This window comes from Pseudoalteromonas sp. GABNS16E (genome assembly GCF_028598715.1).
GTDB lineage: Bacteria > Pseudomonadota > Gammaproteobacteria > Enterobacterales > Alteromonadaceae > Pseudoalteromonas > Pseudoalteromonas atlantica.
The window spans coordinates 23184-43126 of record NZ_JAQREZ010000014.1 but is presented as its reverse complement, the minus strand read 5'-3'; the positions used below and the strand labels follow the sequence as shown (position 1 = coordinate 43126).

The 19943-nt window shown below is 39.9% G+C and carries 16 protein-coding genes; 10 read left to right on the top strand and 6 right to left on the bottom strand.

Annotated features, from left to right (window positions below; all coding sequences use genetic code 11):
- Nucleotides 1–32 precede the first annotated feature (32 nt).
- Nucleotides 33–1256, top strand: a complete 1224-nt coding sequence (locus tag PSI06_RS08130; protein ID WP_273603553.1) for a type III PLP-dependent enzyme — start codon at nucleotides 33–35, stop codon at nucleotides 1254–1256.
- Nucleotides 1257–1416: 160 nt separating this feature from the next.
- Here PSI06_RS08130 and PSI06_RS08125 read toward each other — a convergent pair whose 3' ends face one another.
- Nucleotides 1417–2697: a flavohemoglobin expression-modulating QEGLA motif protein gene (locus PSI06_RS08125; protein ID WP_273603552.1), complete on the bottom strand. Its 1281-nt coding sequence runs from the start codon at nucleotides 2695–2697 to the stop codon at nucleotides 1417–1419.
- Nucleotides 2698–2843: 146 nt separating this feature from the next.
- On the opposite strand from PSI06_RS08125, the gene PSI06_RS08120 reads away from it, so the two are divergent.
- From PSI06_RS08120 to PSI06_RS08090, 7 genes are all read left to right on the top strand, one after another.
- Nucleotides 2844–3101: a DUF3081 domain-containing protein gene (locus PSI06_RS08120; protein ID WP_024031788.1), complete on the top strand. Its 258-nt coding sequence runs from the start codon at nucleotides 2844–2846 to the stop codon at nucleotides 3099–3101.
- Nucleotides 3101–3406, top strand: a complete 306-nt coding sequence (locus PSI06_RS08115) for a hypothetical protein (RefSeq protein WP_273603551.1) — start codon at nucleotides 3101–3103, stop codon at nucleotides 3404–3406. The genes PSI06_RS08120 and PSI06_RS08115 overlap by 1 nt, the downstream gene beginning before the upstream one ends.
- A 414-nt stretch (nucleotides 3407–3820) precedes the next feature.
- Nucleotides 3821–4396 carry a transcriptional regulator BetI gene (gene betI, locus PSI06_RS08110; RefSeq protein ID WP_024031790.1) on the top strand — a complete coding sequence of 192 codons (576 nt, stop codon included), beginning with the start codon at nucleotides 3821–3823 and terminating at the stop codon, nucleotides 4394–4396.
- Between the two features lies 1 nt (nucleotide 4397).
- Complete coding sequence (gene betB, locus PSI06_RS08105; RefSeq protein ID WP_138684780.1) at nucleotides 4398–5861, top strand: betaine-aldehyde dehydrogenase; 1464 nt, start codon at nucleotides 4398–4400, stop codon at nucleotides 5859–5861.
- Nucleotides 5862–5871: 10 nt separating this feature from the next.
- Complete coding sequence (gene betA, locus PSI06_RS08100; RefSeq protein WP_273603550.1) at nucleotides 5872–7539, top strand: choline dehydrogenase; 1668 nt, start codon at nucleotides 5872–5874, stop codon at nucleotides 7537–7539.
- 146 nt (nucleotides 7540–7685) lie between these two features.
- Nucleotides 7686–8903, top strand: a complete 1218-nt coding sequence (locus PSI06_RS08095) for a BCCT family transporter (protein WP_004586453.1) — start codon at nucleotides 7686–7688, stop codon at nucleotides 8901–8903.
- 9 nt (nucleotides 8904–8912) lie between these two features.
- Nucleotides 8913–9614: a TorF family putative porin gene (locus PSI06_RS08090; RefSeq protein ID WP_004586454.1), complete on the top strand. Its 702-nt coding sequence runs from the start codon at nucleotides 8913–8915 to the stop codon at nucleotides 9612–9614.
- A gap of 260 nt (nucleotides 9615–9874) precedes the next feature.
- Here PSI06_RS08090 and PSI06_RS08085 read toward each other — a convergent pair whose 3' ends face one another.
- The 4 genes from PSI06_RS08085 to fdxA form a co-directional block, all read right to left on the bottom strand.
- The gene (locus PSI06_RS08085) at nucleotides 9875–11782 is read right to left on the bottom strand and encodes a putative bifunctional diguanylate cyclase/phosphodiesterase (protein ID WP_273605005.1); all 1908 of its coding nucleotides are present in this window, start codon (nucleotides 11780–11782) and stop codon (nucleotides 9875–9877) included.
- Nucleotides 11783–12011: 229 nt separating this feature from the next.
- Nucleotides 12012–12470, bottom strand: a complete 459-nt coding sequence (locus PSI06_RS08080) for an Sbal_3080 family lipoprotein (RefSeq protein ID WP_004586456.1) — start codon at nucleotides 12468–12470, stop codon at nucleotides 12012–12014.
- A 21-nt stretch (nucleotides 12471–12491) separates the two neighbouring features.
- Entirely contained in the window at nucleotides 12492–14738 is a 2247-nt protein-coding gene (locus PSI06_RS08075) for a carbohydrate binding family 9 domain-containing protein (protein ID WP_273603548.1), read from the bottom strand.
- Nucleotides 14739–14878: 140 nt separating this feature from the next.
- On the bottom strand, nucleotides 14879–15202 hold the full coding sequence (gene fdxA / locus PSI06_RS08070) for a ferredoxin FdxA (protein ID WP_029774458.1): 324 nt from the start codon (nucleotides 15200–15202) through the stop codon (nucleotides 14879–14881).
- A 192-nt stretch (nucleotides 15203–15394) separates the two neighbouring features.
- Between fdxA and PSI06_RS08065 the strand changes: the two genes are divergently transcribed.
- Nucleotides 15395–17002, top strand: a complete 1608-nt coding sequence (locus PSI06_RS08065) for an NAD(P)/FAD-dependent oxidoreductase (protein WP_273603547.1) — start codon at nucleotides 15395–15397, stop codon at nucleotides 17000–17002.
- Nucleotides 17003–17094: 92 nt separating this feature from the next.
- Nucleotides 17095–18594 carry an amidase family protein gene (locus PSI06_RS08060; protein ID WP_004586460.1) on the top strand — a complete coding sequence of 500 codons (1500 nt, stop codon included), beginning with the start codon at nucleotides 17095–17097 and terminating at the stop codon, nucleotides 18592–18594.
- A gap of 34 nt (nucleotides 18595–18628) precedes the next feature.
- Here PSI06_RS08060 and PSI06_RS08055 read toward each other — a convergent pair whose 3' ends face one another.
- Nucleotides 18629–19930, bottom strand: a complete 1302-nt coding sequence (locus tag PSI06_RS08055) for a DEAD/DEAH box helicase (protein WP_004586461.1) — start codon at nucleotides 19928–19930, stop codon at nucleotides 18629–18631.
- Between the last annotated feature and the right edge of the window lie 13 nt (nucleotides 19931–19943).

Genomic DNA, 19943 nt, shown 5'->3' with positions numbered 1-19943 from the left:
CGAGCAGTTGCTTAATTGACTCGGAAAATAAAATGGCTTTATCAACACAACAACAAGACACCGTAACTAAAGTACCTGCAGCAGCGGTTGCTGCAAATCAAGCAATTGATTGCGCGCAACCGAGTATTGCCCACATTGAACAACTTGCTTCACAATTTTGCGCACCTCTAATGGTGCTTGACTGCGACGCTATACGTCGTCAATACCGTGCACTTAAACATGCACTGCCTGGCGTTGTGTTACATTTTGCTTTAAAGCCTTTACCGCATGCTGCTGTCGTGCGCACTTTGTTAGATGAAGGCGCAAGCTTTGATTTAGCAACCAGTGGCGAAGTTGACTTAGTAGCAAGCCAAGGCGTACCAAGCGAGCGTACAATTCACACGCACCCAATAAAGCGCGACAGTGACATTCGCGACGCACTTGCCTACGGCTGTACAGTGTTTGTGGTGGATAACATTAACGAGCTTGAAAAATTTATTGCCTATAAAGATCAAGCCGAAATTTTAGTGCGTTTAAGCTTTCGTAATAAAGATGCATTTGCTGACTTATCTAAAAAGTTTGGCTGCAGCCCAGAGGCGGCAATCGACATTATTAGCCTTGCCCAGCAACTTGGTATTCGTATTAAAGGGTTATCGTTTCATGTTGGCTCGCAATCACCTAACCCAACTAAATACGTTGAAGCGATAAATGCATCTGCAAAAGTGGTTAAACAGGTGGCTGAGTTAGGCTTACCAGCACTTAGTACGCTCGATATTGGTGGTGGGTTTCCTGTGCCGTACAGCGCAGATGTGCTACCAATTGATGTATTTTGTGCGCCTATTAATATCGCGTTGACACAATTACCGGAAACAATGCAAATTATTGCTGAACCTGGCCGTTTTATTGTAGCAAGTAGTGTAACCAGTGTTGCCTCTGTAATGGGACAAGCCACGCGCGAAGGTAAAACATGGTACTACTTAGATGATGGCGTTTATGGCTCTTTTAGCGGTTTAATGTTTGATGAAGCAGCCTACCCTATCGATAGTGCAAAACAAGATAGCGAGCGTTTTGAGTCGGTACTTGCAGGCCCAACATGCGACAGTATAGATGTAATAAGTGATTCAATTATGCTGCCAAAACTAAACAATGGCGATTTAATTATTAGCCGTATGATGGGTGCCTACACACTTGCTACAGCAACCGACTTTAACTTTTTTAAACGTGCTGAGGTCGTTGTATTAAACGAGCAAATGCACAGCCAAGTATTAACAGGTTAAGAAAATAAGTTCCTCGCTATAGGTACGCTGGCTTGTACCTATACATTTCAACGCAGTTGCTCATTCCAACTGCGTTTTTTTTATTGCATTAAATAACTGGGGCTTGTTTACCTTTTTGCTCAACAGAGCAGGCTCTAATAAAAGCAACCTGCGCTACTTATTACAAAAATAATGGTTTATAGTCGTTTTCTAACTGTTCAAACGATAAGTCACCTATAAATCTGCCAAAGCTTAGCCACGTTGCTAAACCTCGTAAATCTTTAAAATGTGGTGGTACAAATTTTGGACTTTCTATTACACCTAAACTATGTAATTGCGATATAAGTCTAAAATCATCAATCGATATTTTTCCGACCAACAATAATGGCAGCTGATCAATGCGCCCAAGCTGTATAGCAACACGAATTAAGTTATATACCAGCACAAATCCTTTAATGTAAGCAATATCCTTAGTAAAAGGTAAGCCTGTTGCCGTGCTGCCTCTAAATACACGTTGTGCTAACGTATAGCTTTCATCTTTTGAAAGCCCTTGCGCTAAGTAGTCACGGTATATATCAACAAACTCTGCGCCATCAATCACTTTAGTAACTGCTTGAATACGATTTACTAACTTTGATAAACGCCTAGGCGTTGATTTAAGGGTAATTATTTCTGTTAAAACAGCTAACCCTTCTTGAGTCACTGTTGAGCTTGGCGTCCCTTTACTTAAACAGGTTAAATAAGGCTGAGCTAGCCCGTTTTGCGTTGTACCTACGTGTATCCACCCTTCGTGCACTTCTAAAATATCAAGCTCACGCTGGGAGAATTTAACATCTTGATTTAGCTTAATGTTATTTGCACCTGCAGCAGCATCACTGACAATCCCATCGCTGAGCATAACCTCTACATTAATACCCGCCATACTGCTATTTACTTGCTCAGATAAAATACGCACGGCATCACTTGCATTAATATTTTTAGGATTATCAGGCAAAATATCGGCTATTAATAAGTTTTGCAGTGGCTTTTCTATCATATTGGCAAGTTCGAACAGTGAAGGTTCACCTGCATGAAATAAATCTTTTGGGTGACCAAAAAGCTCTACCGACAAATCATGAAACTCAGGCGTTCCTCTATACTCAAGCATACTGAGCACCGTTTTATACTCACTACACATTTTACCCATGTATTGAGAAATAGGATTTAGCTGACCTAACTGGTTAATAATATTGCGATGCAAGTTAGAAAACGCTTGGCGTAATTCGCTGGGGACAAATCCTAAATCTCGTTGCTGGTAATAGGCGCTATCGATTAGCGGATTTTTTTGGCACTTTTGCCTAAAAAACGCCTCTTTGATTTGTTTATCCCAGTTAATGGCATCGAGTATTCTAATGGGTGTTTGTAAAGCAATTAATTGCTCTGACAGTTCGTGAGTTTTAAGGAGTAAAGCCTTGTCTATCATGGTGTAAGCTCAACAAAAAATGAGGCTTGAGCATAAGGTAAAACCAGTTAATAGCAAGATTATTTTAGCGCTTTTTAGCCATTGTTTTTACGGTGATCGACCCTCATATATAAAACGTAATAGCTTTAAACAATTAAGGGTTAATGATGAAAAACGAACTCGATAACAAGCAGATCCTCTCTGTGTACGAACGTATTCAGCAGCGCGGTAAACAAAATGATATTGGTAAACATTATCAAGGTGTTACGGCTTACTCTGACATTGACGGCTACACTATTTACTTAGAAGGTAGCGGCGTATTGTTGCGCTTTGGGTTTCATAATGCTTATCACCTAGATTATGAGCATGACAAACATAAAGACGACTTTTTAAAAAAACTATACAACATTGCTAATGAGGAATAATGCAGCCAAGACGCATTCGTAAACGCACCACAAACAAGCAAACCACCTCGTTTATAAACCAGGTAATTACTGAGCTGCAAGCGCACCCAGAAAAGCTGGAGATAATCCGTCGAAACCTAAATGAATACCGCGAACAGACTCACCTTAAACGCGGTTTTTTGCTGGCTATTGAACGCTTTGACTGGGTGTTTGAGGCCAGTAACAATGTTAATTTTATATGCCAACAAATCTTAGCCGATGATTACATAGGTAATCGCCTTAGACGCTACCCACTATTATTTAAAGGCGTTATTAATAGCGCCTAATTTACACGCCTTTTTTAACCTTAACCCCTCCTCTTACAGCCATTACACACTGCTACTCTTTTAATTAGTACACTAATTAAACGCGTAAAGTGGTTTCGTTTGCTTATTTAAAATACCCTTCGTACTCTAACTATTACCATTCTAACGAATATTTATCTTTTTTATTACTCATACCCCGTAAACAAATCCTTACTATTTTCAGCGTTTAAAAACAAAAGTGTAACCCATTGAATATAGATGACTTTATTAATAAAGACCTACATATGGCACTACTACAAATTAACCCGTTTTTATTAATAATCCATCTACATCTTGGTATCTGGTTGTTTACTTGCGCCTTGAATTGTTAGAGCTATTACATTAAGCTTATCTTTATTGAACGTTCAATTAATAAAAATTATGCCTAAAGTCGGAATGGAACCTGTCAGGCGTCAGCAGCTAATTGACGCGACCATTGAGTCAGTTGCACAGCGCGGTTTGCAAGGAACAACTATTAACACCATCAGTAAAAATGCGGGTTTATCATCTGGCATTATTAGTCATTACTTTGGTGGCAAGCAGGGGTTAATAGAGGCAACCGTTAGGTATTTGTTATCGAATTTAAAAAATGAATTAATTGAAAAAGTTGAGCCAACCACCAGCGCAATTGAGCGTTTGATGTTTATTGTTGAGGCCAACTTTGCACTTGTTCAACAGCGCAACGACACCACACGTACGTGGTTAAGTTTTTGGGCGCAGTCAATGCACGATCAAGAACTGCACAGGCTGCAAAATGTAAACAGTAATCGCTTGCAAAGTAATTTAGCATTTTCTTTTAAGCAACTAATGCCCGTAAAGCAAGCAAAGCAAGCTGCAGAACTTAGCGCCGCCATGATTGATGGCCTATGGTTAAGAGCAGTATTAAGTCAATCTGACGAAAACCAATTTAAACACAGTGAAACATTAGCAAAAAGCTATGTACATTCACTCATCAAGCAATATGGAGCCTAGCGTGACTACACCTGTCTATCAAAACTTTATTAACGGCCACTTCCTTGCAAACCAAAGTGGTGAAACTTTTGATGTAAAAAACCCAGCCACAGATGAAGTTATTTACTCGGTAGAAGTTGCCGACGAATTTATTCAAAACGCGGCTATCGAAAGTGCAAAACAAGGCTTTGCTCAATGGTCAAAAATGAGCCCAATAGAACGTAGCCGTATTTTATTAAAAGCGGTTGCTTTATTGCGTGAGCGTAATGACGAGCTTGCCTTAGTTGAAGTGCTTGATACAGGTAAACCAATGCAAGAAGCTAACTGCGTTGATATAGAAACAGGCGCAGATGTAATTGAATACTTTGCGGGCCTAGCACCAGCGCAAGTTGGCCAGCAGCAAATGGTTGGCGAAGACTTTTACTATACCCGCAAAGAGCCACTAGGCATTTGTGCTGGTATTGGTGCATGGAACTATCCGCTGCAAATTGCATGTTGGAAATCGGGCCCTGCCCTTGCCGCAGGAAATGCGTTTATTTTTAAACCTTCTGAAGAAACCCCTTTAGGTGCTATTAAACTAGCTGAAGTTTTTGTTGAAGCAGGCGTACCTGCCGGCGTATTTAACGTTGTGCAAGGTGCAGGTGATGTAGGTCAGTGGTTAACCTCTCACAGTGAAATAGACAAAGTGTCGTTTACTGGTGAAGTAGGCACAGGTAAAAAAGTAGTGGCAAGCGCTGCTGGTACATTAAAAGACGTAACAATGGAATTAGGTGGTAAATCACCTTTATTAGTGTTTGAAGATGCTAATATTGAGCAAGCAGTCAGTGCTGCCATGCTAGGTAACTTTTATACGCAAGGCGAAATTTGTACTAACTGTACCCGTATTTATGTTCATAAAAATGTATATCAACAATTTATTGATGAGCTTAAAACACGTACTGAGCAAAATATTATTGCCGGCGACCCACAAGATTTAAATACTAACTTTGGGGCATTAATTTCTAAAAAGCATCAAGAATTGGTAATGAGCTACATAGAAAGTGGCTTGGCCGAAGGTGCAACCCTACTTACTGGCGGTACAACTCTTTCTCCTGAATCAGCGCCTAATGGCTACTTTGTAGCACCTACGGTATTTACCGATTGCAACGATGAAATGACTATTGTTAAAGAAGAAATTTTTGGCCCAGTTATGAGCGTACTTGTTTTTGAAGACGAAGACGATGTTATCGTCCGTGCAAATGGTACACATCTTGGCTTAGCCGCAGGCGTATTTACTAGCGATATTAAACGTGCGCACCGTGTTATTCACCAATTAGAAGCTGGTATTTGTTGGATTAATGCTTACGGTAATTCACCTGCTGAAATGCCTGTTGGTGGTTACAAGCAATCAGGTATTGGCCGTGAAAATGGCATAGAAACGCTTGATCATTACACGCAAACTAAGTCTATTTATGTGGGCATGGCCGACATAGAAAGCCCGTTTTAAGGTGGCAACTATGAGTAACACTTACGACTATATTATTGTTGGCGCCGGTTCTGCAGGTTGTGTACTTGCAAATCGCTTATCTGAAGATACAAACAATAAAGTGCTATTGCTAGAAACCGGTGGTAGCGATAAAAGTATATTTATAAAAATGCCAACGGCGCTCTCTATTCCTATGAATACAGATAAATACGCATGGCAATTTCACACTCAGCCAGAGCCGTATTTAGATAACCGAGAAATGCACTGCCCACGCGGTAAAGTGTTAGGCGGTTCATCATCAATTAATGGCATGGTATATGTACGTGGCCACGCAAAAGATTTTGACGAGTGGCAGCAACACGGTGCTAACGGCTGGGATTATCAGTCGTGCTTACCTTACTTTAAAAAAGCAGAAAGCTTTTATTTAGGTGAAAATGCGCACCGTGGTGGCACAGGCCCGCTTGGCGTTAATAACGGTAACGAAATGCAAAACCCGCTTTACACCACCTTTATTAAAGCAGGTGTAGAAGCAGGGTATGCACACACAGACGACTACAACGCAGCTCAGCAAGAAGGCTTTGGCCCGATGCACATGACTGTTAAAGACGGTGTTCGCAGTTCGGCCTCGCGCGAGTATTTAGACCCAGTAAAATCACGCAGTAACCTAACAGTTATTACAGGTGCTTTAGCACAAAAAGTGATTTTAGAAGGCAAAAAAGCCACAGGCATTGAGTACACAGTAAATGGCACTCTTAAAACGGCGCATGCGACTAAAGACGTTGTATTAAGTGCAGGTCCAATTGGCTCACCTCATATTTTACAGCTTTCGGGTATTGGCGATAAAGCCATACTAGAAGAAGCCGGTGTTGAGGTAAAGCATCATTTACCAGGCGTAGGTCAAAACTTACAAGATCATCTTGAGTTTTACTTTCAGTACAAGTGTAAACAACCTATTACCTTAAACGGTAAATTAGGTCTTATTTCAAAAGGCTTAATTGGCGCTAAATGGCTACTGACCCGAAAAGGCTTAGGTGCAACAAACCACTTTGAGTCGTGTGCGTTTATTCGCTCAAAACCAGACGTTGAATGGCCAGATATTCAGTACCACTTTTTACCAGCGGCGATGCGCTACGATGGGCGCAGTGCATTTGCGGGTCATGGTTTTCAGGTGCATGTAGGTCATAACAAACCTAAAAGCCGTGGTAGTGTCACTATTCAATCAGCTAATCCTGAGCAACCGCCGAAAATTTTATTTAACTACTTGCAGCATAAAGACGATATTGAAGGCTTTAGAGCGTGTGTGCGCCTAACTCGCGACATTATTGAGCAAAGCGCATTTGATGACTACCGCGATGAAGAAATTCAACCAGGTAAGCACATTCAAACCGACGAAGAAATAGATGCCTTTGTACGCCAAGCAGTAGAAAGTGCCTATCACCCGTCTTGTTCTTGCAAAATGGGCGAAGATGACATGGCCGTGGTTAATTCTAATACCCAAGTTCACGGTATTGAAGGACTGCGTGTTGTTGACTCGTCAATCTTCCCTACGGTGCCAAATGGCAACTTAAATGCCCCTACAATTATGGTTGCAGAAAAAGCAGCTGATCTAATTTTAGGTAAAGCCCCACTTACACTGGCATCGGTAAACGTTGCCATGAGCAGTAATTGGCAAACAACGCAACGTAATAGCGAGATTTAATTAAGCCATAACGTGCCTAACACTATGTAGGGCACGTTAAACTTGCAGTGGCTCACGGCGTAAATTGGTTACGCGGTGTTTGTGCAAGTAATAAAACAAAAACGGAGAACTTATGAGTTACTTTTATTCATTTTGGGAGGGCGATAATGACTATTTGGCTTAGTGCTGGCATTATATTTACGCTACTTGCTGTTATTACTATTTTATTTAAATGGGGTAACGTACGCGTAGTAGGCGTAACACCAGTGAGAACGTTTACCTTTATCGCAATCTTATTTACCTCAGGCCTAGACGTTGGCCTAATCATGTTTCCATTAACCGAATTTGCAGGTTATGCAGACATAAAAGCAAGCCCAGAATACGCGTTTGCAAACCCACTGGCTATTGAGTTTGGCTATTGGGGATTCTTGATCTGGGGATTTTACTTTCTTACGTGCTTTTATTTCTGTGTAATAGAGCCCAAAGTTAAATTTTTCGAAATTTCATGGGTTAAGTTCATTAATAACGTAGTTATTATTGGCACATGTGCCTTTACAGCTTACCTACTGCTTTCTAACTTGCCGTGGTACTTACCAGAGCTAGGCGATGGTTCGAGCGTTATACCTACCTTCTACTTTATTGTATTTGCAGCTATTTGCTTTGCTGTGTACTCAAGTACAGATATTAAATACGTGCGCTTTTTAAGTATTTCTACAACGTGGTTATTTATCGCATTAATTGCCTTTATGTGGGCAGGTGCCTTTGTCGTTGGTGATAGCGAAATGTCGGCATTTACCAATAACCTTGCTGAAATTGGTACTTACTTTGCCAATATAAATCAGTTTGTTTTACCGCTTAATGACTACCATGAATTTTATCTATTTTGGTGGTTTGCGTGGAGCATTATGATTGGCCAATTTACGTCTCGTTTTGTAGGCGGCCTTAAAACATACCAAGTATTAGGTGCAATGTTGATATTTCCATCTATTCCGATTGCGATTTGGTTTAGCGTACTTTACCACTACCACGAAATGGGTATTTCAACAGCGGGTATTAAAAACTTTGCCATGGTATTTGTTGGGATAGTGTTTGTTATTAATTCGCTTGATTCATTAATACGCTTATACACAGATAACCTTAACTTAACGGTTAAACGTTTAGGTAAAATGAACTATATGATACTAAATATTGTTGCCCTTTCGTTACTAACCCTATTGTTTAAGCTTGAGTTTTTACAAATTCAATGGGTTGGCGCGTTAGTTATTGCACTGTTTTTTGGTTGTGCTGCGTTTATTGGCTACAGCAAATTTAAAACGGTTAACAATATAGACAGTTCGCCAAAAGCAAACAAAATAGATTACACAAAAATAGAAACTGTACATTAGGGATCAACAATGAATAACAAACTAAAACAATTAGCAGTAGCGCTACCTTTCGCACTTTTATCAACTACGGTGTCAGCTAACTGGTCAACAACCATTACAGCAGCATCTGACTATACTTTTAACGGTGTAACACAAACTGATAACGACCCTGCAATTCAAGCAAGCCTTGATTACGCGTTCGACAGCGGTGTTTACGCGGGTGCATGGGCATCTAATGTAGATTTTGGTGATGACACTGATTTTGAACTTGATGCCTACCTAGGTAAATACGTGCAATTAACTGACACGGTTAGCGCTGATTACGGTATTGCTTATTACACATACCAAGGTAATAACAGCGATGGTAACTACGCCGAAGCCTACACAAAATTTGGCTATGCAAGTGAGTATGGTCAAACAGAGCTAAACTTTTGGTATAGCTGGGATTACTTTGGTACAGGGGCTGGCCATGTTATTTCTATGATTGCCCACACCTTTGAAATTGCCCCGAATCATGCCATTCGTGCAAGCTTTGATATTTCTAATTCGCTTGATGGCGAAAAATGGGCATGGGATGTAAACCAAAAGAAATCATACAAACATTACCGCCTAGCGTACCAAACTAGCTACGAAGGCTTTGGTATTGAGATTGCTGCTGAAGACACAAGCCTAGATTACGATTACGCTGATGAGCGTATAGTACTTGCTATATCACGCACATTCGATTTATAAAATTGTAGTTGTTAGATTCTACAAACAAAAATGCCACTTTTAAAAGTGGCATTTTTTTTACTAAATTTTAAGGCTGTAGTCCTAAAGAACTTAGTTTTATTTAGGGGCAATTAAGCACAATACAGGGTTTAACATTTCGCGGCCTGAATAGCTGCACCAGTGAATGCTCAAGTTAATCGCTATCGGTAGTGGCAATTTCATAGCATAACCTGAGCCTAAAACCCTACATAAGCTATTAAATTACCTATAATAAACAGGCTCTAACTTTCTATTTCCCACGCGCTGGTGCCCGCTGCAGATAAGTTAGCCGTATTTTTACGCAAAACTTTGTTACCCACATTGATAGATGATTGAGGGCGACTAACCAAATAGCCTTGCACAGAGCTTACTCCCATGCGTTTTACAAGTTCAAACTGCTCAATTTCTTCTACGCCCTCTGCCACTATTTTAAGTCCTAACTTTTGACCTAACTCGCTAATCGTATTAAGGATGTCATTGTACTTTGGACTTTTATCGGCTTGAGAGATAAACGAGCGATCTATTTTTATTACATCAATGGGCAAATCAGCCAATGTACTTAATGAACTAAAGCCGGTACCAAAATCGTCAATAGCAATTGTCACACCTTCTGCACGAAGCCGCTCAAGCTCTTCAATCATACTTTTACTGGCTTTAATAAACGTAGACTCTGTTATTTCTAGCATTAAAGAATGCGATGGCAGCCCTGTGTTTTTTAGGTTTTTCATTATCCAATCGTACACTGAGCGGTGTTTTAGTTGCACACCCGATACATTAACCGAAATTTTTACTTTGCGCATACCGGCATTATGCCATGCTGCCATTTGCCTACACGACTCATGCATAATCCAATCGCCGAGCTCTAAAATAAGGTTAGACTCTTCGGCAATAGGTATAAACTCCGCCGGTGAAATCATCCCTTCTATAGGATGTTCCCAGCGTGTAAGCGCTTCAAAATAATCTATCATGCAATCTTCTACATGCACGATAGGTTGAAAAGATAAGTAAAAGTCTTTACACGCAACCGCCAAACGCAGCTCTTCTAATAAATAGTGATAGCGGCGCATTTTATTACCCATCTCTGGGGAGTACACTTTAAAAATGCCTTTACCATCGCTTTTTGCACGGTACACTGCCACATCGGCCAATTGCAATAATGCTTGTGGTGTTGATGCGCTCTCTGGGTACGCCGCTATACCAATACTGGCGCTAATTTTTATTATTTTATTACCCAGTACAAAGTCTTTTTCAAGTTCACTGAGTACGTGCTTAGCAATATCGACTACTTTATTATCGGTATCTACCGACTCAATAAAAATTGAAAATTCGTCACCGCCTAAACGTGATAAATTTTGCTCTAACTGATTCGCCTCGTTAATATTACTTAACTTATGATGGCGTAATACGTTAGCTAGGCGCGTAGCAACCTGTACCAAAATTTCATCACCAAAGCTGTGGCCAAACGAGTCATTTACCTGTTTAAACCCATCTAGGTCAATAAACAATAAGGCGCATTTAAGCTGCTCTTCATCAGTAAAATTTATTTGCCTATCTATATGCTCAATATAAGCATGGCGGTCAATGAGCAAAGTTAGCTTATCTTGGCAGATACTTGTTTGTGTTTGCTTTAAATAATTAGCAACATGGGTATTTAAATTGTTTATTGACTGGCTTAAATTACCCAGCCCTGATGGGTTGCCGTGTTGGGGTTGTAGGTTAAAGGCTACAAGCAATTGATTAGCGTTGTTATTTAGCTGTGCAATTTGATGCTGATAAGAGATTTTTTTACGCTCTTTACGAATAATTGTAAAGCCAACAAACAATACCATACACACCAATATAAAGTTTATTGGCGACGTTAACGTCATTAAAATAAGCTTTGTTGCGTTTGCAGCGATAAATTCCGTGTCGGTAGTTTTAACTAACAAAAAATCGGCAGAAGGCTGGTGTATTAAATAGTGCCCATTGAGCATAGGGTTATACCAAGGCGCCATTTCGAGCGTTGTATCTACAATATCAAAGTGGCGTAAATCTATATCAGGGTTGAATAAATTAATGCGGTTAATCTGGTTTGTTAGTTCGATGTTTAAACAAAAGCAAAACAAGATAAATACAAAAAAAATGCCGCCTAAGGGTTTAAATTTATTCATCAACAAAATCCATCTAAATTACTTATCCTATAAACCCGTTACTAAAAGACGATTATATCGCCTGTTTTTAGTACTAAGCAAGCTATAGCACAGTCCTTATTCATTAAAATTTTTAGAACTGTACTCAAAAAGAATAAATTAATGCTTAGTAATTAACTAATTATAGAGTGTGATGAATAAAAATAAACCTTAAGCTTAAAATGTTTGAAAAAACTAATATTACAAGTATTTAATACATACCATCGATTAGTTCGATAATTTTTTCTTTCGCGTCTATAAACTTATCCAAACCACCGCCGGTGCGATAAGATGCTTGCGCAATTTTTTTATTGGTTTGAGCGTCTGTAACCCAAATATTCGCGTATGACATGTACAACGCTAAATCCCAATGCCAGTTAGCCACGTAATAAGCAACGGCATTACACCCTGCGATGTCAGCATTAGGTAATTCAGTTTGATACTCCTGATGTTTCAATACATAGTTAGCAGCAATTACACGTGTTTTGACGTTATGTTTTGCAAACCCTTCTTCCATTGCTGTGACAACGCCTTCTTTAACTGCCTTATGTTCAGCTATACATACTACTTCTGGTTTCACAGTGTCAAAGCGAGTTATATCTTGCTTAGCAGCACAACCCGCTAGGGTTGCTACCATTGCAGCTGCGATAGTTATTTTTATTGTTTTCATATTCATCCTTTTTATGGTTATTTAAAGTTGCCATGCATAGCTCACTTTTGTAAAAAATGTGCGTTGATCTCTTTCAACGTGTTTTAGAGAATCGTCTTGATAGCTTTTATCTGAGTAGCCTAAATAAAATAATGTTTGAGCATTAATTTTGTACGAGTAAACTAATTGGCTGCCATAGTCTTTATTAATGTGGCTAACTTGGTAGTAGTAGGCGTCTCTATTTCTATCAATGTCTTCAAATTGCAATATAAGCTTGAGCATAGAGCGCATGCTAAATTTATAATAAAGCCTAAAATCTAATAAGTTAGCAGTATAAACTCGCTCACCTTGAGGGTTATCTAAAACGCTGTAGTTATGTGTAGCGTCTACTTGCCAATGATCGTTTATATCCCACGTAACTTGTGTTTGCGTTGCATACGAATCGCCAATTTGCTCATTGGCGTAATCAATGCGGCTGCCATACTCGCCATAAAACGAAAGCCATATATTATTTTTAGGTTTAAAGCCCGTATAAACAAAGCCAATATTTTGGTTATAAAAAGCATCATTATAGTTTTCATAACGATGCAGTAAGCCAATTTCAAAAATAGACTGCTTTTGCCCTTTTAATGTTATAAACCCTTGGTATTCTTCTTCAAGTAGGTCGCCATTTTGCGCCCATGTTTTATCCCAATCAGCCTCATAAGACCATGACGTTAATAAGCCAGACTCATCTGCATACCAGGTTTGCCCGCCCCCAAAGCCTACGTTCTCATAATCTACTTTTTCTTGATAACCTAAGTCAGTACGATAGTCTTTACCTATATTTTCGTAGCTAGCAAACAAATTGTAGTCACGTTTATCACGGGTAAACTCTATAGCGTACGCTTCATCAGATTGAGTTTTAGATAAGTTATAGTTACTTGTTAAAAAATCAGAGTTTTTAGAATCTGTTGTAGCTACCTGGTAGGTCAGTAGATCTGATTGATTAAACCAATAGCTGCCATCGACAGAAAGCACTGTATTGTAGTAGTCATCGCTTTCGCGGTGAGTCGTACTTAGCCCTATAGTGCCTTGTTGGCCAATATCGTATTGATAACGCGCTGCTGCTGCATGGGTTTTATCCTCTAAAATTGCAAAACCAGAGCCTTGATTTGTTGGCAATAAAATATTGCTATTATTGTCATCGGCATACATAAATGCATAGCTATGTTGCCCTGTTTTACCTGTTAATTTTGCCCCTACTTCAGGCTCTGCAATAGTGCGGGTATACAATAGTTCAAATAAACTGCTTTTAAAGTAGGATGCGCCGTCTAAAAAAAATGGTCGTTTTTCTGCATAATAAATTGAGTACGTGGTATTTACATCAAGGGCTAACGCATCACTTTCTATTTGCGAAAAATCTGGGTTTATAGTGGCATTAATTACCGCATCTTGTGTAACCCCCCAGCGTAAATCAAGGCCAGCTTCGGTGTCTATATCGCCATTATCCCACTGCCCTGGCAAGGTAGGTTTTGAATCATTTCTGAGCGCCGTAAGTGTTGGCGTTAGTTGCAGATTTTTACTGGCTTTTATATTTTTAAAACCATTTAATTTATCAAACTGACATAAACTGCATTTTATATCTCGGTCAAACCCCATATTTGAAAGCTGATACAGTACATCACGTTGGTAATTTCGCATAAGGGCAAAGCCCCATGTTAAATCTGTTTTATTTTCAGGAAATCTTAGCGCTTTAAAAGGTATACGCATTTCAACCACAAACCCTTGGTCGGTAATTTGCCCTGCGCTATCCCATATTGCATCCCAAGACGGGTCTGATTGCCAGCCATCGGTGTCACTCATCCGCGTATCACCTTGCGCACCCAATGGATTTACATAAAATTCGTAAGCTGAACGTTCGTCGTTAAAAGTGTCAATAATTAAAATAACCGTATCATCTTGCCAAAGCGTATCTCTGTCACGTAGAGAAGCTGTTATTTCGCTCGGCTGTGGATCTTCGGCTACAAAAGCAACATATAAGTTGCTGCCATCTTCATACATGTAAGCATCAGTTTTAACCGGTGGGGCGCCCTTTTCGTTAGGCTCATCTTGAAATGCTATAGGAACTAAAGTGGCATTTTGCCAGTGGGGCTCATCAAGTACGCCGTCTACAGTAATATCTGCATTTATATGTTCAAGAGAATGCTGCTGTTTTTCACTGGCGTAAAGGTGGTTAGAAAATAAAAGTGCTAATAAGAAGGGGAATAAAGCACTGCATTGTTTTTTTATAATTATTAAGTACTGCATAAACATCCATTTAGACGTGTTTACCCTTAAAAGGTAAACTTATTTATGCAGTGTAATTTAAGTCAGTACATTTGTTAATAGTTTGATACTAAAAACAATGGTTTTTTTAACTAATTAATATTAAAGGCTTAATTTAAAAGCTAGGTTTCAATTAATTTAAGCTTATTAGCCACGCCATTCCAACTATCGGCATCAGCAGGCGCTGGTTTTACCTCAACAATGCGTGGCCACACCAATGCAAGCTCAGCATTAAGCTCGGTAAACTCTTTTTGGTCTTCTGGCAGCTCATCTTCTTGGTAAATTGCTTCAGCTGGGCACTCTGGTACGCATAATCCACAATCTATGCAATCAATAGGGCTTATTGCTAAAAAGTTAGGGCCTTCGTAAAAGGCATCTGCAGGGCACACTGCCACACAATCTGTGTATTTACACTTAATACAGTTTTCGGTGACCACAAACGCCATAATAGTTTAAACCTAGTAATTAATTATCTAAAGCGAGGATCATACCCAACCCCATTAAAAACACAATAAATATGTGCCATCTGCGGTCAATTTAACGTAATATATGCGCCCTTAATGTATAGCCATTACGTGCCCTACACTTCTTATTGTGAGCGGATAATATTACCGCTAAGACACCTAAAAGAGATAACAATGATACGTTTAACCGAAATAAAGCTGCCGCTTGACCATAACGAAGACGCTATAGGCCAAGCCATAGTTGATAAACTAAAAATACAGCCAGCGCAGCTACACAGCTACAATGTGTTTAAACGTGGGTACGATGCACGTAAAAAAACGGCTATTTTACTTATTTATACCCTCGATATTGAAGTAGATAACGAAGAAGCACTGTTAAACGCATTTGCTAAAGATCAGCACGTAAAACCTGCCCCTGATACCTCATACAAATTTGTTGCCCACGCCCCCGCTAACCTTACTGAGCGCCCTGTCGTAATTGGCTTTGGCCCGTGTGGATTATTTGCGGGCTTAGTGCTGGCTCAAATGGGTTTTAACCCTATTATTTTAGAGCGCGGTAAAGAAGTACGCGAACGTACCAAAGACACCTTTGGCTTTTGGCGTAAACGTACCCTTAATACAGAGTCTAATGTGCAGTTTGGCGAGGGTGGCGCAGGTACATTTTCAGACGGTAAACTATACAGCCAAGTAAAAGATCCAAAACATTACGGGCGTAAAGTTATCACCGAATTTGTAGAAGCCGGCGCACCAGATGAAATTTTATATGTAAGTAAGCCACACATTGGTACGTTTAAACTTGTTACCATGATTGAAAAAATGCGCGCACGTATTATTGAACTTGGCGGCGAAATCCGCTTTAGTACGCGCGTAGACGACATTCATATAGATGATGGTCAAGTAACTGGCTTAACGCTTTCAAACGGTGAAAAGCTCAAAACCCGCCATGTAGTACTTGCTGTGGGACATAGCGCCCGTGATACCTTTAAAATGCTCCACGATAAAGGCATTTATGTAGAAGCTAAACCGTTTTCTGTGGGCTTTAGAATCGAGCACAAGCAATCGATGATTGATGAGTGTCGTTTTGGACCTAACGCAGGTAACCCCATTTTAGGCTCTGCTGATTATAAACTCGTTCACCATTGTGATAATGGCCGCACAGTTTACAGCTTTTGTATGTGCCCAGGAGGGACTGTTGTAGCCGCCACCTCTGAAGAAGGCCGTGTAGTAACAAACGGTATGAGCCAATACTCTCGTGGTGAGCGCAATGCAAATAGTGCCATTGTAGTAGGTATTACACCTGAAAAAGACTTCCCTGGTCACCCGCTTGCCGGCATTGATTTGCAACGTAAACTAGAAGAGCAAGCCTATGCATTAGGCGGTAGCAACTACGATGCACCAGCACAGTTAATTGGCGACTTTTTAAAAGGAAAAGCATCGGGCGATTTAGGTGATGTACAACCGTCGTTTACACCAGGAATAAAACTCACCGATTTAGCAAATGTACTCCCGCAGTTTGCTATCGATGCTATACGCGAAGCCATACCTGCATTTAATAAGCAAATTCGTGGTTTTTCAACTAACGATGGCTTATTAACCGGTGTAGAAACGCGTACATCATCGCCTATTAGTATCAAACGCGATAAAAGCTTTCAAAGTATAAATACAAAAGGTTTATACCCAGCAGGTGAAGGCGCAGGTTACGCAGGTGGTATTTTATCTGCAGGCATTGATGGTATTAAAGCGGCTGAAGCAGTTGCACTCTCAATGTTAGAAAACGCTTAAACCGGTTTTTTAAGTTATTTACCGAAAAGCCTCACTTTGTGGGGCTTTTTTGTGCTAAATGTATAATAAATAATAATTAGCGGCTTAATAGAATGACCAAAACAACCATTATTTCTTTAATTTGTGTGCTTTGTGTATTTAGTGCTAAAGCGAATAATTTAAAAACTATAGAGCAAATTCACGCAGTTTATAAAAACAAAACTACAAATGCACAACACGTTACACAAGCTTATATAAACCGAATAGAAAAACTCAACCCACAATATAACGCTGTGATTAATATCGATCCCTCAGCTATTGAACAGGCTAAAGCTTTAGATTTACTCTATGCAAATTCTAAATGGGCCGGGCCACTTCACGGCATACCCGTTCTGCTTAAAGATAACATAGAGACCAAAGGTAAATTACCGACTACAGCGGGCTCTTTGGCTTTAAAAAACAATATTACTAATAAAGATGCTTTTGTAGTTAAAAAACTGCGAGAAGCGGGTGCTATTATTTTAGGTAAAGCAAACTTGAGTGAATGGGCCAATTTTCGATCTTCGTACTCTTCCTCTGGGTGGAGCGCTGTAGGTGGACAAACACATAATGCTCACGATATAACTAGAAACCCGTGTGGTTCTAGTGCTGGCTCTGCAGTGGCCGTAGCACTTAACTTTGCACCAATTGCACTGGGCACAGAAACCGATGGCTCTATTACCTGCCCCGCATCAGTTAACGGTGTATATGCTATAAAACCAAGCATGGGCCAAGTATCGCGCAATGGGGTTATTCCCCTTTCAAGCAGCCAAGACACTGTTGGGCCTATGGCTCATACCCTAAAAGATGCACTACTTGTGCTTGCAGTATTACAAGGCGAAGATAAAAAAGATGTATCAACACATGAGTTTGTTTTAAATTCAAAAGAGTTAACGGCTAAATCAGCACTCAAAATTGGTGCGCTACCAAGTGATAAATTTACGATTCAAACTCAGCAGCTTTATAAAAAGCAATTAAATGCACTTAAACAAGCAGGGCATACCGTTACTGAAATAGAAGTAACCGACAATCTAGATACTTTATTCGCTGATGAATACTACATTTTACTTTACGATTTTAAAGCTGAAATAAATCATTACTTATCTAACACACCAAAAGAAGTAAAAACTAAAAGCTTAGAGGCACTCATTAACTTTAATAGCCAAAATAAAGAAACAGAAATGCCCTACTTCGGACAAGATATACTTACTAAGTCGCAGGCAATTGATTTAACGAATAAAGATAAATACCAACGCGTTAAAACACGCTACCGTGCACTGGCTAAATCAGCAATTACTAATTTATATAAAAATAATGATATAGATATTGTTATTGCCCCAACAGTATCGCCAGCGTGGAAAACCGACCTCATTAACGGTGATAATTTTAAAGGCAGCAGTAGCTCTTTGCCCGCAATAGCAGGAAGCACACATATAACACTCCCTGTGGGCAAGGTAAGTAACTTACCGGTTGGATTATCTATTATTGCTAACATAAACCAAGAGCAAGCTGCGTACACTTATGCTGATATAATTGATAAAACACTGTCATTAAATACAAAAAAACCTGAGTAAACTCAGGTTTTTTAATTAAAATTTACGTTTTAGCTTACTTTTTAAGGGTAAGCTTGGCGCCTTTTAAGCTTTTACGCACATTTGAAATACGTGAGCGATTTACCGCACGTGCTTCGCCTGTTGCTTGCCCTGTTGGCTTATTAGTACGGCTACGGCGTAAATGCGCTGGTTTTTTACCTATTTTATCAATAAGTACTTCACGGCTACTTACTTCATAACCCTCTAAGTAAACACGCTTGATTTTTTGGCCAATTAACGACTCTATTTCAAACAAGGTGTTTTCTTCTTCGCGGCTTACAAACGAAATTGCTTGGCCTTGATTACCAGCACGACCTGTACGGCCAATGCGATGTACGTAATCTTCTGCAAGCCATGGTAAATCAATATTAATTACTCGTGGTAGGCCTTCAATATCAATACCACGCGCAGCAACTTCGGTAGCCACTAAAACACGTACTTTGCCTTCTTTAAATTCACGAAGTGCACGGCGGCGGTTACCTTGCGATTTATCACCATGACATACAGTGGCAGGAATACCATCAAGGTTAAGCTCTTTAACCAGCTCATCCGCCGTTTCTTTCATGTTTACAAACACAAGTACCTGTTGCCAGTTCTTTTTACCAATAAGCTCAGAAAGCAGCTCTTGTTTACGGCGCTCTTCAACTGGGTACACAACATGCTGTACTGTACTTGCAGTACTATTAGTTTGATCTACGCGAACAATTTCAGGCTGTTTTAATACTTTTGCTGCAAACTGCTTAATAGCCGCTGGAAAAGTGGCTGAGAAAAGTAAAATTTGGCGCTGCTCGTCACAACTTTTAATAACACTTTGCATATCTTCAATAAAGCCCATATCAAGCATACGGTCAGCTTCATCAAGTACTAAGTGTTTAACGCTTGCTAGGCTTAAATTACCTAAACGAATATGATCTAGTAAACGCCCTGGGGTTGCAACTACAACATCTACGCCGTCTTTAAGTGCATTTGCTTGGCCTGCGGTATTAACACCGCCAAATAGGCTCACTACTTTTAAAGCGGTATGTTTTGCATAGGCTTTAAAGTTATTTGCTATTTGCTCTGCAAGCTCACGAGTTGGCGCAAGCACTAACGCGTGCGGAGCATTGCTTGTGCTTAGCTCAGATTCAGTTAATTTTTGGATGATAGGTAAAGCAAACGCAGCCGTTTTACCTGTGCCTGTTTGGGCACTTGCTAAAACGTCTTTACCTTTACGAACAGCCGGAATAGCTGAACGCTGAATGGGCGTAAGGGTGTGGTAATTAAGTTCGTCTAACGCCTGAATAAGTTCAGGGGAAAAACTAAAAGATTTAAAATTCATGCTGTATAACCTG

Excerpts from the sequence above, each read along its gene's own strand:
- PSI06_RS08130 (WP_273603553.1), top strand. The coding sequence starts at position 33 with ATGGCTTTATCAACACAACAACAAGACACCGTAACTAAAGTACCTGCA.
- PSI06_RS08125 (WP_273603552.1), bottom strand. The coding sequence starts at position 2,697 with ATGATAGACAAGGCTTTACTCCTTAAAACTCACGAACTGTCAGAGCAA.
- PSI06_RS08120 (WP_024031788.1), top strand. The coding sequence starts at position 2,844 with ATGAAAAACGAACTCGATAACAAGCAGATCCTCTCTGTGTACGAACGT.
- PSI06_RS08115 (WP_273603551.1), top strand. The coding sequence starts at position 3,101 with ATGCAGCCAAGACGCATTCGTAAACGCACCACAAACAAGCAAACCACC.
- betI (WP_024031790.1), top strand. The coding sequence starts at position 3,821 with ATGGAACCTGTCAGGCGTCAGCAGCTAATTGACGCGACCATTGAGTCA.
- betA (WP_273603550.1), top strand. The coding sequence starts at position 5,872 with ATGAGTAACACTTACGACTATATTATTGTTGGCGCCGGTTCTGCAGGT.
- PSI06_RS08095 (WP_004586453.1), top strand. The coding sequence starts at position 7,686 with ATGACTATTTGGCTTAGTGCTGGCATTATATTTACGCTACTTGCTGTT.
- PSI06_RS08090 (WP_004586454.1), top strand. The coding sequence starts at position 8,913 with ATGAATAACAAACTAAAACAATTAGCAGTAGCGCTACCTTTCGCACTT.
- PSI06_RS08085 (WP_273605005.1), bottom strand. The coding sequence starts at position 11,782 with ATGAATAAATTTAAACCCTTAGGCGGCATTTTTTTTGTATTTATCTTG.
- PSI06_RS08080 (WP_004586456.1), bottom strand. The coding sequence starts at position 12,470 with ATGAAAACAATAAAAATAACTATCGCAGCTGCAATGGTAGCAACCCTA.
- PSI06_RS08075 (WP_273603548.1), bottom strand. The coding sequence starts at position 14,738 with ATGCAGTACTTAATAATTATAAAAAAACAATGCAGTGCTTTATTCCCC.
- fdxA (WP_029774458.1), bottom strand. The coding sequence starts at position 15,202 with ATGGCGTTTGTGGTCACCGAAAACTGTATTAAGTGTAAATACACAGAT.
- PSI06_RS08065 (WP_273603547.1), top strand. The coding sequence starts at position 15,395 with ATGATACGTTTAACCGAAATAAAGCTGCCGCTTGACCATAACGAAGAC.
- PSI06_RS08060 (WP_004586460.1), top strand. The coding sequence starts at position 17,095 with ATGACCAAAACAACCATTATTTCTTTAATTTGTGTGCTTTGTGTATTT.
- PSI06_RS08055 (WP_004586461.1), bottom strand. The coding sequence starts at position 19,930 with ATGAATTTTAAATCTTTTAGTTTTTCCCCTGAACTTATTCAGGCGTTA.